The organism is Sphingobacterium sp. WM, assembly GCF_029542465.1.
Taxonomy (GTDB): domain Bacteria; phylum Bacteroidota; class Bacteroidia; order Sphingobacteriales; family Sphingobacteriaceae; genus Sphingobacterium; species Sphingobacterium cellulitidis.
This window is the reverse complement of the sequence record NZ_CP120709.1, coordinates 3,449,509-3,464,980: the sequence shown is the minus strand read 5'-3', so window position 1 is coordinate 3,464,980 and position 15,472 is coordinate 3,449,509. Positions and strand designations below refer to the sequence as shown.

Below are 15,472 nucleotides of genomic sequence, written 5' to 3'. Positions count from 1 at the left end.
ATAATAAGCGACCTGTTGCGTAATTCCTCCGAAGTATATGACATTCGGTCACTAGAAAAAGAACGGTACGCACAAAATCAAATTAAAAAATGAGACACGGAAAAAAAGTAAATCACTTAGGCCGCACTGACAGTCACCGTAAGGCGATGTTAGCTAATATGGCGACTTCATTGATCAAACACAAACGTATTACAACGACTTTAGCGAAAGCAAAAGCATTGCGTACTTATGTGGAGCCTTTGATTACAAAATCTAAAAACGACACTACACACTCACGTCGTACGGTATTCGCTTACTTGAAAGACAAAGATGCAGTGACAATCTTGTTCCGCGAGATTTCAGAAAAAGTTGCATCACGTCCAGGAGGTTACACTCGTATCATTAAATTAGAGAATCGTTTGGGTGATAACGCAGAAATGGCATTTATCGAATTAGTTGATTACAACGAAATCTACGGTAAAACTGCTCAAACTGAGAAAAAATCTACTCGACGTCGTGGTTCATCTAAGAAAAAAGCTACTACAACAACTGAATCAAAAGAGGCAAAAGCTGAGAAAGCTGGCGATGATTTAACTATTGTTGAAGGTGTTGGTCCTAAGATTGCAGAAGTATTAGCAGCTGCTGGTATTGCAACTTACGCTGACTTAGCTAAAACTGATGCTGAGAAAGTTAAAGAAATCTTAACTGAAGCTGGTTCTAACTTTAACACTGCAGATCCAACTACTTGGGCTGAACAAGCACAATTAGCTGCAGATGGTAAATTTGAAGAATTAGAAAAACTTAAAGCCGAATTAGACGGTGGAAAAAAAGTTGATGAATAATCTTTAAACGAATCATAGAAAAGTCCTCTTATCCAAGAGGACTTTTTTATTTTATAGCGTTTTTAAGTAAGTTCAGCTCTTTATTTATTTGTACATTTGAAAAACTAAACTTTAGCATAATTATTTTCATTACATGGAACTGTTTAATGTATATCCTGTAACCCCAATCAATATCGTGAAAGCGCTAGGCTCCACCGTTTGGGACGAACAAGGAACAGAATATCTAGATTTATACGGAGGGCATGCTGTAATTTCTATTGGTCATACACATCCCCACTATGTTAAGAGTCTTACCGAGCAATTGAACAAGATTGGATTTTATTCCAACTCGGTATTAATTCCAATTCAACAACAATTAGCAAAACAATTAGGGGAAGTATCTGGAAAGGCCGATTACACCCTTTTTCTTTGTAATTCAGGTGCTGAGGCAAATGAAAATGCCTTAAAATTAGCATCCTTTCATACGGGTCGTAAAAAAATAATTGCCTTTTCAAAAGCCTTCCATGGTAGAACCTCTTTGGCAGTTGCTGCTACAGATAATCCTAGTATCGTAGCTCCAGTGAATGAGACAGACAATGTGATCTTCCTTCCATTCAATGATGAAGAAGCCCTGGAGAAAGCTTTCAAAGAATATGCTGAAGAAATCGCGGCTGTCATCATTGAAGGTGTTCAAGGTGTTGGTGGTATTCGTGAGGCTTCCATTCCATTCTTGAAGTTGATCCGTAGTTTGTGTGATCAATATGGCTCTGTATTTATTGCAGACTCGGTTCAATGTGGATATGGTCGTACCGGAAGTTTTTACTCACATGACTATTCAGGAGTAGAAGCAGATATCTATTCCATGGCAAAGGGTATGGGGAATGGTTTTCCAATTGGAGGAATTGCTATTTCGCCTAAGTTCAAGGCATCCTTTGGATTATTAGGGACCACCTTTGGTGGAAACCATTTAGCATGTGCTGCTGCAGTTTCAGTTTTAGATATTATCAAACAAGATAATCTTATGGAAAATGCTGCAAAAGTTGGAAATTATTTGATTCAAGAGTTGAACAAATTTGATCAAGTTTTGGAGGTGAGAGGAAGAGGGTTAATGATCGGGATTGAATTGCCTACCGAATTAGCGCATGTTAAGAAAGATTTATTGTTAAAAAATAAGATATTTACAGGAGAGGCTAAGCCAAATGTTATTCGTTTGTTGCCGGCCTTGAATATAACACAAAAGATTGCTGATCAATTTTTAACAGCTTTTGAAGAGAGATTAAAAGCATAAAAATCATAAGATTAAATGAAGAAGTTTTTTTCCGTAGCAGACGTAGATAATCTGAAGGGTATTGTGTCCGAGGCATTAACGTTAAAGGCAGATCCCCATGCTCATGAATCATTAGGAAAACATAAAATGCTGGGATTAGTATTTTTGAATCCTAGTTTACGAACTCGTTTGAGTACGCAAAAGGCAGGTATGAATCTTGGCATGAATGTCATGGTGATGAATATGGATAAGGATGGTTGGGCATTAGAGACCAGAGATGGTGTGATAATGAATGGTACCACTGTAGAACATATTCGTGAAGCTGCCGCTGTAATGGGAGAGTATTGTGATATTTTAGGATTACGTTCCTTTCCAACGTTAAAAGACAAGGAAGCGGACTACTCTGAAGATCTATTCAATAAGTTCATCAAATATTGTGCAGTTCCAGTAGTATCCTTGGAAAGTGCAACCAGGCATCCATTACAAAGTTTGACGGATTTGATTACGATCAGCGAATATAAAAAGACTGAAAAGCCAAAAGTGGTATTGGCATGGGCACCGCATGTAAAAGCTTTGCCTCAAGCGGTTCCTAATTCATTTGCAGAGTGGATGAGTCGTGCTCAAGCAGAAGGCTTGGTTGATTTTACAATTGCTCAGCCGGCAGGATATGAGTTATCTGAAGAATTTACTGAAGGCGCACAAATCACAACAAATTTGGATGAAGCCTTGCAGGGGGCGGATTTTGTATATGTCAAAAACTGGTCTTCCTATAAGGAGTATGGCGCAGTTTATCCAGTACAGGAGAATTGGTTGATGGACAATGAAAAACTTAAATTGACCAATGATGCAAAGGTGATGCACTGTCTTCCAGTTCGTAGAGATCTGGAGTTATCATCGGAGATTTTGGATGGACCAAATTCACTAGTTATTAAAGAGGCTAGTAATCGAGTTTGGGCAGCCCAAGTAGTATTAAAAAGAATGTTAGAAGAGCTGAGGGATAGTTAAGGACATATGTCGGTATTAAATATTATTAAGATTGGCGGGAATGTAATAGACAACCCGGAGCAGTTAGAGGAGTTTTTAGAGAAATTTTCAGCCTTGCCTGGTCGAAAGATCCTGGTGCATGGTGGCGGCAAGATTGCTACCCGTATCGCTTCTGATATGGGCATCGAAGCAAAGATGGTTGAAGGACGTCGGATTACCGATGCAGCAATGCTGGATGTGGTAACCATGGTATATGCTGGATTAACCAATAAAAACATCGTTGCCTCACTTCAAAAACATAACTGCAATGCTATTGGATTATGTGGAGCGGATGCGAATGTTATCAAAGCTATCAAGAGACCTGTCAAGGAAATTGACTATGGTTTTGTAGGTGATATCCTTGCGGATTCAATTGATTCATTAGCAATCAAAAAATTGTTGGAAGCAGAGTTTATCCCTGTATTTTCAGCAATTACCCATAATGGAAGTGGTCAGCTATTGAATACCAATGCAGATACGATTGCTTCGTCCCTAGCCGTGGCTTTGACCAAGTTATATGAGGTGTCTCTAATTTACTGTTTTGATAAGAATGGGGTTTTATTGGATGTGAATGACGATCAATCGGTAATTGAAACCATCCGAGCAGGAGAATTTGAGCGTTTGAAAGAAAGTAAGACCATTCATGATGGTATGATTCCTAAATTATACAATGCTTTTGAGGCAATTTCAAGAGGTGTAAGCAATGTTTATATTGGACATGCAAGCAACCTTCATTTGTTTCAACAGCGTAAATTTGGGACTTGTTTAATAGCCTAAACGAAATACAATGAATAAGATAACAATTATTGGAGGCGGGAATATAGGTTTGTCACTAGCAAAAGGCTTGGTGCAAACTTCATATTGTAAGTCTAATGAAATAACCATTACACGGAGAAACCTAGCATCTCTGACTTCAGAGAAAGAAACAGGTTATAATGTAAGTGATTCCAATCCTGATGCTATTCAGGGAGCGGAATTTATTGTTTTGGCTATTTTGCCACAACAGATCCGTAAAGTTATGGATGAGCTTGCTCCCGTTTTGTCTCCAGAACAGACTATTATTTCGGTTGTATCCGGGGTTTCTTGCCAGGATATCAAAGATGTATTAGGTCAAGATAAAATTGTTATCCGTGCCATGCCAAACACTGCCATTGCGATTGGTCAATCTATGACTTGTATTGCAAGTGACAATGCACCCGAGGATAAGGTTCAGGAGGTTTCGGTCATCTTTGAATCCGTTGGTTCGGTCGTTGTTATCAATGAAGATCTGATGACTTCAGCAACTGCCTTATGTGCTTGTGGAATAGCCTTTTTTCTGAGAAGCATTCGTGCAGCCTCACAAGGAGGCGTAGAAATTGGGTTTCATGCGCATGATGCCTTAAAAATGGCGATCCAAACCGCTAAGGGTGCTGCAGACCTTTTATTGCAGATGGAAACACATCCAGAAAGTGAAATAGATAAAGTAACCTCTCCAAAAGGATGCACCATTGCCGGATTAAATGAGATGGAGCATAATGGCTTTAGTTCTGCATTTATCAAAGGCATCAAGTTATCAGCGAAAAAAGCTGGAGGTTTATATAATGACTAATATTGAGCAATTGATAGAGGAGAGTACCTCCTTATTGAAGAGTTTGATTGAAACCCAGTCTTTCAGTCGGGAAGAAGATCAAACGGCTCTATTATTATCCATTTTTTTACAGGACCATGGTATAAGTACCGAGCGAGTAGGGAATAATGTGATTGCCTATAATTGTTTTTCGGACCCTTCCAAGCCTTATGTTCTGTTAAATTCCCATCATGATACCGTTAAGCCTAATCCAGGCTATAGCAAGAATCCATTTGAGGCTGTTGTCGAGGATGGAAAATTGTATGGCTTAGGGAGTAACGATGCTGGCGGTTGTTTAGTTTCCTTAATTGCTGCCTTTCGCTATTTCTATGAAGAACAAGATCTTCCGTTCAATCTCTGTCTGGTAGCATCTTCTGAAGAGGAAGTATCAGGTAAAGGAGGGTTAGAAGAGGCATATAAACATATCCAACCTTGTGATTTCGCTATCATCGGCGAACCCACTTTGTTGAATCTGGCCGTTGCTGAAAAGGGGTTGATGGTTTTGGATTGCGAAGCGATCGGAATATCGGGACATGCAGCTCGTGAAGAAGGAGAGAACGCTATTTATAAGGCAATCAGTGATATCAATTGGTTTCAGACTTTTCAATTTCCAAAACAATCTGAGTTTCTTGGACCAGTGAAAATGAGTGTAACCATGATAGAAGCTGGTTCCCAACATAATGTAGTTCCAGCAAGTTGTAAATATGTGGTTGATGTTCGGACTACGGATGTTTATCAAAATCTGGAGGTTTTGGCGATCATTCGTGAGCATGTAAGGTCAAGTGTGGAGCCTCGATCCACACGTTTGAATCCATCCTCGATTTCGGTTGAGCATCCTATTGTACAATCGGGCATTCGATTGGGTAAGGAGTTATATGGAAGTCCAACGATGAGTGATCAGGCGATATTATCCATTCCATCGATAAAAACAGGTCCCGGTGATTCAGCAAGGTCACATACGGCTGATGAATTTATATATTTAGATGAAATAGATGCTGGAATTCGGTATTATATTGATTTATTAAAAGGTATTATATAAAAAAAGCGGGTTAAACCCGCTTTTTTTATGTTTAATTCGTTGTTTTAAAATAGATCGACTTTTATTATAAAGTGATCTGTCTTTTGATGCTCTCTTCTAGTGAAATAATGGTTTCCGTACGTTGGATACCTTTCAATCCTTGGATGTCTTCATTCAAAACCTTACGTAAGTGAGAAGTGTCTTTACAGATGATTTTAGCAAACATACTATATTGACCAGTACAATAGTGTAATTCTACTACCTCTTTTACTTGTTTTAGTTGTTCCACGGCATCTGCATACTGAGAACCCTTCTCTAAATAGATTCCTAAGAAGGCTGTGATGTCAAAACCCACCTTTTGAGGGTTAATTATTAGGTTTGAACCTCTAATTATCCCCAATTCTTCCATCTTTTTCATGCGAACATGAATGGTTCCGCCAGAAACTATAAGTTTTTTAGCGATTTCGGTGTATGGAATTGAAGCATCTTCCATTAAAATGGATAAAATTTGAACATCAAGGTTGTCTAAATCGTAATTTGAATAGTTTTTTTCCATAAAAATGGTATTAATGTATTAATTTGTGTTATGATTTTTAAAAATATCTAAAAAAATCAAATAAATTTCTATTTATTTCCAATAAAAATTAAATTTGTTTTAACAAACGAAGTAAAAAACAATAAAATTTGCAAATTACTTCCCTCAAAATAACATAGGTTTATAATTGGTTAGCGTTGAAGTTCCTCGCCCGGGGAACTTCTTCCATTTATAAGCCTTTCAAATAAAATATTCTATTTTCTAATTTTTCAAAAATAACAACAATTATTGTTAAATTAATAATCAAATGGTAAAATTACGTCATTTTTTTTAACATTTTATCATTGATGTATAGAACGAGTATTTTTCGTACTTTAGATTTCGAACAGAAAGCATGTTATGAAAGAAGAAGATGTAAAGATTTCCCGTAAGAAGCCTATATTTCCAGTGGGTCCGGGATTGCTGAAATATTTAAAAGCTTATCAACGTGATGGCAAATTGCCTTTGGCGTACTCCGATCTTTTAAGTTTTCAGGAAACTATCCCATCTTTAGATAAATTTGGCAATGATACCCTTTGGGAAATACCATTGTATCCACCACATGTTCAGGATACCTTGTATGATCAGTTGAAAATAGTATATGCCCAGTTAAAAGCATCTGGAAATACGAGGATTGTTCAGCATAAAGTCATTGAGAAAATCGAGTTTTGTGCTTTTGGGAATACACACCCCTTTCGAATCAAGATTGTCAATCGCTTAAATGATGTTTATGATTATTTCTATATCAAGCAAGCGGATGCCTCTCGAATCTATGGATTGGAGTTGGAGGAGATTCTATCACCCAATCAGGTAAATTATTTATATGACCGAGAAACACTAGTAGAGGAACATATTGTTGGTATTCCAGGGGATACCTTCGCCAAGACCAGAATGGATACGGAGGATTATAATCAAACGCGTATAGCCAAGGAATTTGTGAAATTTAACGAACGCTGTGTTATCTCGATGTTGGGGGATATGCGAGCTTATAATTTTGTAATGCAAATCACCCCGGATTTTGATGATTTCCAATTTAGGATCCGTGCCATTGATTTTGACCAACAATTTTATGAAGGAAATATCAAAGTTTATCTTCCTCAGTTCTTTAAGGAGAATTTTCCTTACGTCAAGCTTTCGATGGAATATTTAAATGAAAAGACGGTCTTACAATATCAACAGGAGGAACGTTCATCCATTGTACATCGAGTAAGAAGTGAAAGACATCGGATTAAGGATCTTCGGGATGCCTCCAGTACGCAACAATTATCTACTCCAGAGAATATCGACCGATTAAAAGATGGTTATGCAAAATATTATGAAAACGATTTGTATTATAAATGCAAGAGCATGACCGATATCATAGAGTTGAATGTGAAGAATGTAATTCGTCAGGTTCAGCTTTAACGGATTCTTTTTTGGTTATCTTTTACAAAAGCTTCCCATCCGGAGTAACTTTTTCCGGCTGCCGCAAGGTTTTGTTGAAAGGCATGACAAACAGCAACGGCTAATCCGTCGGTTGCATCTAAAAATTCAGGAGTTTCTTTGAATTTTAGGAGGCTTTGTAACATGGCCGCCACTTGTTCCTTACTTGCGTTACCATTTCCTGTTACAGATTGTTTAATTTTTCGAGGCGAATATTCAAAGATTGGAATATCGGCATTCAATGCTGCGGCCATGGCCACACCTTGTGCACGACCTAGTTTTAGCATGACCTGAATGTTTTTTCCATAGAAAGGTGCCTCCAACGCCACACAGTCGGGCTTGTATTCCTCAATCAGGGCAGAAGTTTTTTTGAAAATCCGTTGAAGTTTCAAAGCATGATCATCCAAGTGCCCCATTTTTATTACGCCCATACTGATCAAAGAGATTTTTTTATTTACCTCCTTTAAAATTCCATACCCTAAAACGACGGTTCCGGGGTCTATTCCCAAAATAATTCTCTCTTTTACAGCTTCCTTTTGCATACTGCAATAATACGATTTTCTAAACATTGCATCGTAAAAACGGTTATTTATTAAAAAATTATTAAAATTGTGCTTTCTTAAATAAAATTGACGAAGACACAACGAAAATATCTCAATTTACTGATCAAGGTAGCCATTGTTGCACTAGCGATGTGGTTCGTAGTCAGCAAGGTTAATAATCAAAAGAATTTATTAGAATTTGAACATCTTATCAAGGAGATTGATCCTTTGGTAATGCGTTTGGTTTTGGCTTTGGTGGTATTTCTTATGTTTGTCAATTGGTTTTTAGAAGTTAAGAAGTGGCAGTACCTCAGTCGACGGATTGAACCCTTAGGGTTATGGAAGGCTACGAAATCGGTTTTTTGCGGATTGACCTGGGCTATTTTCACGCCTAATAGGATTGGAGAGTATGGGGGTAGGGTGATGCTCCTGAAGCCAAAAAATCGGGCTACCGGAGCGGTTGCCATGGGTGTAGGTTTATTTGCTCAATTGGTTTTGACCAGTATATTCGGGTCATTGAGTATTGCATGGTTTGTCACAACCTTTCTAGAAACACCAGCTTCGGTAGATTTTGGGGTTTGGTTGATTGCCATAATATATGCCATCGCGTTTTTAGTCCTCTATTTCAATGTTTCCTGGGTGGATTATTTGGTTGGCAAGGTCAAGTTCTTAAGGAAAATTAAGCCATTTTTTGCTGTTTTGGAAGACTTTTCTGCTAAAGAGTTGGGCTATGTTCTATTATTGGCAGCATTTCGCTTTGCGATTTTTACTTCACAATATATCATCCTGATGTTGGTCATCTTACCTGAATTACCTTTTGTTTCCATGGTATTGATGATTTTCATTATGTTTTTTGTTCAATCTGCCGTTCCTACCTTAGATATTTTTGACTTTAGTGTTCGTAGCTTTGTAGCTAGCAATTTGTATGCGTATATTACGACCCAAGAAATTGCAGTGATGGCTATTGTATCCTGTGTTTGGTTTGTTAATATCATATTCCCAGCCATCATCGGGTCGATTTTTGTATTTAATGTGAATTATATCAGTGATAATAAATCTTAGTTTTTTTCTTTTCATAATGACCATTATCTATGTGGTATTGGTTCTTTATATGCGGAATGGTTGGATGAAGCTACCTACCATTCACTTGGATTCTGTAATGCCGGTTTCCAAAGTCACCGTTATAATTGCAGCTAGAAATGAAGCAAACAATATTTCAAGAACATTAAACTGCCTTGTAGATCAAGAATATCCAAAGGAACTATTAGAAGTAATAGTTGTCGATGACCACTCTACTGATAGAACGGGAGAGATCGTAGCGAGCTATTTTGATCAAGGCGTGAAGCTGATCACCTTGAACGAGGGGAATAAGTTGAATTCCTATAAGAAATTTGCGATTAATAAGGCGATTCACGCTTCTTCAGGAGATATTATTATTACCACGGATGCGGATTGCAGAATGGGATCCAAATGGATTTTGAGCATTGTTCAATATATGGAAAGTCAGGATAAGCTGATGGTGTCCTCACCAGTTTGTTATGACGAGGAGAAATCTTATTTCGAAAGGTTACAAACTTTGGAATTTCTTTATTTAATAGGACTTGGTGCAGCGGGAATTGGGAATGGGAATCCTACAACCTGTAATGGTGCGAATTTGGCCTATCGGAAATCCTTATTCTTTGAAATGGGAGGGTTTAAAGGGATTGATGAGTTAGCTTCTGGAGATGATGAACTATTATTGCATAAAGTAGCTGAGCAATATGCTGACCGAATAGGATTTTGTAAATCCAGGGAAGCAATCGTGTATACCGATGCCAAGGAGAATTTAAAATCATTTCTGAGCCAAAGAAAAAGGTGGGCTTCAAAAAGTACGAAATACAAGGATAAGAAAGTTGTGGTATTAGGGGTGTGCATCTGGTTATTCAATCTTTCATTTTTCTTAAGCATTTTATTCCTATTTGTGGGAATCTATGATGCCAGCGAGTTAGTGATTACCTCGTTTATGATGAAATTTTTAGTGGAATTAGCTTTTCTATCTCCCATAATGAGCTTTGTCAATCGCAAGGAATTACTGTGGAGTCTACCTTTGTTGACCATAGTCCATTCGCTATATTTTGTCTATATAGGTGTGGTTGGGAATATTGGTAAATATGACTGGAAGGGCAGAACGGTAAAATAATTACAGGTTTTCTTCTTTCACCTTTGCGCGGATCATATCTTCCGCTTTCTTTACAATTTCTTCTGCATTTAAACCAGTAGTGTCAATAGGATCCAGTACTTCCCAGGACATATGCGTAAATGGTCTTAGTGGAAACATTCCCCATTCCACCATTTTATAAGAGCCATTAATAGCAATTGGAACAACTAACGCTTCAGGATTCTTTTTCAATAAAGTTGCTATTCCCCCCACAGAGAATGTTTTCATTTTGCCTGTTTTAGTTCGAGTACCCTCAGGGAAAATAAAAGCAGACCAATTATTAGTTTTCATGTTATTCGCAAGTTTCAGAATTTCAGCAATGGATTGCTTTGGATCCTTGCGGTCAATATTGGCTGCTCCACCGTGTTTCAGGTTAAAGGAAATAGATGGAATATTAGCGGTCATTAATTCGATCTTGGAAATAAACTTACCGTGAAATCTTCTTAAGAAGTAAATCAAAGGCGGGATATCGTATGTACTCTGATGGTTTGCAATAAAGACTACAGGTTTTCCAACCGGGATGTTTTTGTTGTCTATGAATTGAGTCCTGTTGAATAAGGTATAGTTACAAGCAACCAAAAGACCATTCAACATATCCACGCTTTTTTTATGTGCTGCATATCCGCCCAATTTTAAGCATAGCCACTGAATAGGATGGAATATCAATAATGATAATGCAAAACAGATATAAAATATTGGGGTAAGGATAATTCCTAATAACTTTCTCATGTGTAAATTAAAATTGAGCAAATATACGAATTAGTATATTCTGAAAGTTTTTGCAGAAAATAAATAATAAAAATTCATTTTTATTTTAATAATATTAAAATTGTATTTAACTTTATTAATAAACTTATTTAATATATGAAATTTCCGATTCAATGTCCGGCCTGTGATACAGAGATGACCGTTGTAAAATTACACTGCAGCAACTGTGAAACGGAGGTAGCAGGAAAATTTAATTTTCCCTTATTGATGCGATTGGAACCCGAGGAACAGGAGTTTATTATTGAATTCTTACTGAACTCAGGGAGTTTGAAAGAAATGGCCAATAAAATGGGTAAAAGTTATCCAACGGTACGGAATAAGTTAGATGAATTAATAGAAAAAGTTAAATCCTATCAGTAATAAAATGAGAAATTTTAAGGAAAGTCAAAACATGGTTGCCAATTGGATGTTGCTCATTGTTTTAGTTATTATTGGATATAATCTTTATCGCGTAAGTCCGGACTATAAGGCCATCTTAGAAATCACAGATTTATGGATTTTCTTAGGGTTGGTTGTTATTCTTTGGTTAATACGATTAAAAACAAGATATAATAAAGATGGAATTCAAATAGTATTTATTCCATTTATATGGAAGAAATTTATTTCATGGGAAGATATAGGCTATGCTTATGTTCGATCCTATTCGATGATGGATTTTGGAGGTTGGGGTTATAGATTTGGAAAGAAACAAGGGAAAGCTTATACAACCAAAGGCGATCAAGGGCTTCAATTAGTTCTCAAAGACGGTAGTATGCTTATGATTGGAACTCAAGAACCTGATGAGATCCAGAAAATATTAAACCAATATAAACCTTATAAAGATGAGTTCTAAAGATTTTGTGAGTTTTATTCTAAATCCCTTTGAGGATTTAACAACCCGTAATCAATTAATAATTGGTATCGTTGGGTTTATTCTTTTATGTGTATTAAGCTATTTTTTCCATTTTATCAATGATGGGATCATTTCCCTTCACTTTAGGGAGCAACAAGCATTTTGGACTTATTTGGTTAATGGATTGATCAACACTGGCAGTTTGACCATTTTGATGTTTTGTTATGGGAAATTCAACTATTCGAAGACCAGGTTTTTGGATGTTTTAATAACCGTATTAATAGCACAGTGTGTTCTGGTTTTGATGGGATTGTTATTACTGAATCCGTATTTAATGCGTGTCATGGAAGACTTACAAGTTCAGATTGAGAGTGGAAATATCAATAAACTTAAGCTTTCACCATTATCCTTGGGAATTATCACGTTAGCAGGCATTTTCAGCATTTTTGCGATATACTATTTTTTCCATTTATTGGTAAAAGGAATGAAAATTGCCATCAACAGTAATAAGTTGTACCATACGATTGCGATTGTATTGTTGACTTTAATTTTAAACAGCGTTTTGAGCGCTTTTAAACCTTATTTTTAAAAATGTGTATGAAGAATTATTTTTTGATTTTGGTTTTATTCTGCTCCTGCTCATTAGGGTTTTCACAATCCTTTGAGGGGAATTGGAAAGGGAGCCTGCAAGTTTCAGGAATGGAATTGCCATTGATATTTGAGTTTAAATACAATGGGGGTTGGGAAGGAAGCATGCAAAGTCCTAAACAAAGCACGAACCGATTTCCATTGAGCAGTATTACAGCTTCGGGAGATTCTATTTATGTAGAATTAAAGAATATGGGAGTTAAATACCATGGAAAGATTGGTTCTGATCGTAATGAGATCCATGGGACCTTTCAGCAAGGTGCAATGAAGACTAACTTAGTTTTACAGCGATTAACGGCGGATGAAGCTTCAAAAGAAGGAACTTATAAACGTAGTCAACGTGTTAATCCTCCATATTCCTATGATACGGTTGATGTAACATTTGAAAACTCAATTGATAAGGTAACTTTAGCCGGTACGATTACCAAGCCGAAAGAGCCAGGAAAATATCCTGCAGTAGTTTTGGTTAGTGGAAGTGGACCTCAGGATCGAAATGAGACCTTGATGGGACATGAACCCTTCAAGGTATTGTCCGATTACCTTACAAAAAATAATATTATTGTATTGCGCTATGATGATCGAGGAGTAGGAAAATCCACTGGTAATTACAGCAAAGCAACCACGGGAGATTTTGGAAAAGATGTTCTGGCCGCTTTAGGATTTTTAAGAAAACAAGCTCAAGTAGATCCTAACAAAGTAGGTATTATTGGACACAGTGAAGGGGGCTTGATCGCGAGTATCTTGGCTGGCCAGCAAACGAGTGGATTAAATTTTATTGTGACTTTGGCTGGTCCAACGATTCCGATGGATTCCTTAATGTTATTGCAAAATGCTGCGGTGATGAAATCACTAGGGAAGACTATTTCTCCTGATGAATTGGCCATGATAAAAAGGAATTATGAGATTATGGCTTCTGATTTACCGAGTGACCAAGCCTTTGATGCGATTCGTAATAATTTAAAATCGGTGAATGGTAGTCAGAATATGGAAGGTGCAGACCAAATCGGAGCATTGGTTACTCCATGGTTTCGACATTTTATCAAAATAGATCCTGTTCCATTTATCCAGAAAATAAAGATTCCAGTATTTGCTGCTTTTGGGGGCAAGGATATTCAGGTTCCGGCAACAGAGAATATGGAAAGTTTGAACAAGAACCTTCCAAAAAATAAAAAGGACCACTTGAAGATTTACCCAAGTTTCAACCATTTATTCCAAAATGCTAAAACTGGAGCAGTAGGGGAATATTCAGAAATTGAAGAAACAATAAACAGTGAATTAATGAAAGATTTGGCAAGCTGGATTAAATCATTGTAAAAGCATACTTAGAATTAAACAGAAACGGCATCGATTCTTATCGATGCCGTTTTATTTTTAATGGCTATTTTGATTAATATCCAGGGTTTTGCGTCAATGCAGAGTTCACAGAAATCTCGCGATATGGGATAGGATATACCAGTTTTGGAGAATTATATGGCATGCTACCAATATTTCTCTTCGTTCTTTTTAGATCATGCAATCTATATCCTTCGAAAGCTAACTCCTTGTCTCTTTCAGCAAGAACACTAGTGATATTTACCGATGTTAGATCCTCTAATCCGGCTCTTTCGCGAATAGTATTGATATCGTTTAAAGGAGTGTCTCCAATTGCTGTTCCTAATCTCACATTACATTCTGCTCTCATCAAGTATAAATCTGTCAAACGAACCACTGGGATATTATCGAAGTAATTATACCATTTTCTTGTGAACCATCCAGATTTTGCACCATCTCCTTTGTAGATCATTTCCGTTCTACGTTTATCATTTTCATCAAAGCTTAAGTAATAAGAGTTTAAGACACTCAAGTCACCACGACCAACATCACCACCTGTCTTATTGACATAGCTAGAATAGAAGGTTGCTAAACCATCGTTTGAAGAACCAGCGTTACTTTGTTCACTTTGTTGAATTTCAAATACCCCTTCTGATGAATTTGGGGTTCTGAAAGGTTCTTCAAGGGTTGCGGTCAGTTCGAAGTCACCACTTTCGATGATGTCATTTGCTAAATCGCGGGCTTTGTCATATTTACCTTGCTGTAGGTATAATCTGGCTAGCATGGCTTTAGAAGCTGCGAGATCCGAAGGGTAGTCTGCTAATTTAGAAATGGAAGCCAAGAGGTCTTTTTCTGCTTGTGCATAGCTATCCGCTACGGAGCTTCTGGTTATTCCTTTGATAAGGTCGTCAAATTTAGTAACCGCTTTTAAGGCGATTGGAACACCTGGGCTAGAATTTGCTGCACCGGCTTCATACGGTAGTCCGTAGAGTCTGACCAATTCAAAGTACATGATTCCACGGATGAAAAGGGCTTTCCCTTCGATTTCCGATTTCATATCTTCATCAGTAATAATGGGTAGAGCTTCCAATACCGTATTGGCGGCATTAATAGCTTGGTATGCTGTGGTCCAGGTCCGGGTTACATCTTCATTAGTTGAAATAATATTTTGATTGGAGATGTCTCTATAGGTAGAGAAAGTACCGGTCCAATTCAAATAGCCAGGGCTAGCATATAAATCAGGAACCATCACTAGGTTAGTTCCGTATAAAGCACCTTTGGCAATGATGGTATATGCGCCAGTTAAGGCATTGTTTACATCTGATGGCGTTGAGAGCGCTTTTTCTGCTGAAATATCGTCAACAGGCTCAATATTTAATTTATTTGCGCAGGATCCTAAGGTCAATACGACTGCTACTGCGGGAATACTTATATATTTAATAAAGTTCATGATAATTCGCTTAT

Annotated in this window: 17 protein-coding genes and 1 pseudogene; 14 read left to right on the top strand and 4 right to left on the bottom strand. The window is 37.3% G+C overall.

Annotation, left to right across the window (positions count from 1 at the left end; translation table 11 throughout):
- Positions 1-89: 89 nt before the first annotated feature.
- The 7 genes and pseudogenes from rplQ to PZ892_RS14700 all read left to right on the top strand — a co-directional run.
- Positions 90-518 (top strand): annotated as a pseudogene (rplQ, locus tag PZ892_RS14730) (50S ribosomal protein L17); the annotation flags it as partial.
- A gap of 57 nt (positions 519-575) precedes the next feature.
- Positions 576-821 carry a helix-hairpin-helix domain-containing protein gene (locus PZ892_RS14725; protein WP_229678328.1) on the top strand — a complete coding sequence of 82 codons (246 nt, stop codon included), beginning with the start codon at positions 576-578 and terminating at the stop codon, positions 819-821.
- A gap of 133 nt (positions 822-954) precedes the next feature.
- Positions 955-2,088, top strand: coding sequence for an aminotransferase class III-fold pyridoxal phosphate-dependent enzyme (locus PZ892_RS14720; protein WP_094257888.1), 1,134 nt, complete (start codon positions 955-957; stop codon positions 2,086-2,088).
- A 15-nt stretch (positions 2,089-2,103) separates the two neighbouring features.
- A complete protein-coding gene (locus PZ892_RS14715; RefSeq protein WP_094257887.1) occupies positions 2,104-3,072 on the top strand; it encodes an acetylornithine carbamoyltransferase in 969 nt (322 codons plus the stop codon).
- A gap of 6 nt (positions 3,073-3,078) precedes the next feature.
- Positions 3,079-3,867 carry an acetylglutamate kinase gene (gene argB / locus PZ892_RS14710; protein WP_094257886.1) on the top strand — a complete coding sequence of 263 codons (789 nt, stop codon included), beginning with the start codon at positions 3,079-3,081 and terminating at the stop codon, positions 3,865-3,867.
- A 10-nt stretch (positions 3,868-3,877) separates the two neighbouring features.
- Complete coding sequence (proC, locus tag PZ892_RS14705) at positions 3,878-4,678, top strand: pyrroline-5-carboxylate reductase (protein WP_094257885.1); 801 nt, start codon at positions 3,878-3,880, stop codon at positions 4,676-4,678.
- Positions 4,671-5,735: a M20 family metallo-hydrolase gene (locus tag PZ892_RS14700; protein WP_094257884.1), complete on the top strand. Its 1,065-nt coding sequence runs from the start codon at positions 4,671-4,673 to the stop codon at positions 5,733-5,735. Before proC ends, PZ892_RS14700 begins: the two co-directional genes overlap by 8 nt.
- A 64-nt stretch (positions 5,736-5,799) precedes the next feature.
- Here the strand turns inward: PZ892_RS14700 and PZ892_RS14695 are convergent, their stop codons facing one another.
- Positions 5,800-6,270 carry an Lrp/AsnC ligand binding domain-containing protein gene (locus PZ892_RS14695; protein ID WP_093100366.1) on the bottom strand — a complete coding sequence of 157 codons (471 nt, stop codon included), beginning with the start codon at positions 6,268-6,270 and terminating at the stop codon, positions 5,800-5,802.
- Positions 6,271-6,648: 378 nt separating this feature from the next.
- On the opposite strand from PZ892_RS14695, the gene PZ892_RS14690 reads away from it, so the two are divergent.
- A complete protein-coding gene (locus PZ892_RS14690; protein ID WP_094257883.1) occupies positions 6,649-7,692 on the top strand; it encodes a hypothetical protein in 1,044 nt (347 codons plus the stop codon).
- Here PZ892_RS14690 and ruvC read toward each other — a convergent pair.
- Complete coding sequence (gene ruvC, locus PZ892_RS14685; RefSeq protein ID WP_094257882.1) at positions 7,689-8,252, bottom strand: crossover junction endodeoxyribonuclease RuvC; 564 nt, start codon at positions 8,250-8,252, stop codon at positions 7,689-7,691. The two genes, PZ892_RS14690 and ruvC, sit on opposite strands and share 4 nt — an antisense overlap.
- An 87-nt stretch (positions 8,253-8,339) precedes the next feature.
- Here ruvC and PZ892_RS14680 point away from each other — a divergent pair, with 87 nt between their 5' ends.
- A complete protein-coding gene (locus PZ892_RS14680) occupies positions 8,340-9,314 on the top strand; it encodes a lysylphosphatidylglycerol synthase domain-containing protein (protein WP_094257881.1) in 975 nt (324 codons plus the stop codon).
- Between the two features lie 16 nt (positions 9,315-9,330).
- Positions 9,331-10,431: a glycosyltransferase gene (locus tag PZ892_RS14675; protein WP_094257880.1), complete on the top strand. Its 1,101-nt coding sequence runs from the start codon at positions 9,331-9,333 to the stop codon at positions 10,429-10,431.
- Here PZ892_RS14675 and PZ892_RS14670 read toward each other — a convergent pair whose 3' ends face one another.
- The gene (locus PZ892_RS14670) at positions 10,432-11,178 is read right to left on the bottom strand and encodes a lysophospholipid acyltransferase family protein (RefSeq protein ID WP_094257879.1); all 747 of its coding nucleotides are present in this window, start codon (positions 11,176-11,178) and stop codon (positions 10,432-10,434) included. It abuts the gene before it with no gap.
- Positions 11,179-11,313: 135 nt separating this feature from the next.
- Here PZ892_RS14670 and PZ892_RS14665 point away from each other — a divergent pair, with 135 nt between their 5' ends.
- Genes PZ892_RS14665 through PZ892_RS14650 form a run of 4 tightly spaced genes read left to right on the top strand, consistent with a single transcriptional unit; the run spans position 11,314 to position 14,011 of the window.
- A complete protein-coding gene (locus PZ892_RS14665) occupies positions 11,314-11,577 on the top strand; it encodes a DUF2089 family protein (protein ID WP_094257878.1) in 264 nt (87 codons plus the stop codon).
- A 4-nt stretch (positions 11,578-11,581) separates the two neighbouring features.
- Positions 11,582-12,049, top strand: a complete 468-nt coding sequence (locus PZ892_RS14660; protein ID WP_182499417.1) for a hypothetical protein — start codon at positions 11,582-11,584, stop codon at positions 12,047-12,049.
- Entirely contained in the window at positions 12,039-12,638 is a 600-nt protein-coding gene (locus tag PZ892_RS14655; protein WP_094257876.1) for a hypothetical protein, read from the top strand. Before PZ892_RS14660 ends, PZ892_RS14655 begins: the two co-directional genes overlap by 11 nt.
- Positions 12,639-12,646: 8 nt before the next feature.
- Positions 12,647-14,011, top strand: a complete 1,365-nt coding sequence (locus tag PZ892_RS14650; protein ID WP_277711456.1) for an alpha/beta hydrolase — start codon at positions 12,647-12,649, stop codon at positions 14,009-14,011.
- A 73-nt stretch (positions 14,012-14,084) separates the two neighbouring features.
- Here PZ892_RS14650 and PZ892_RS14645 read toward each other — a convergent pair whose 3' ends face one another.
- The gene (locus tag PZ892_RS14645; protein ID WP_094257874.1) at positions 14,085-15,458 is read right to left on the bottom strand and encodes a RagB/SusD family nutrient uptake outer membrane protein; all 1,374 of its coding nucleotides are present in this window, start codon (positions 15,456-15,458) and stop codon (positions 14,085-14,087) included.
- Between the last annotated feature and the right edge of the window lie 14 nt (positions 15,459-15,472).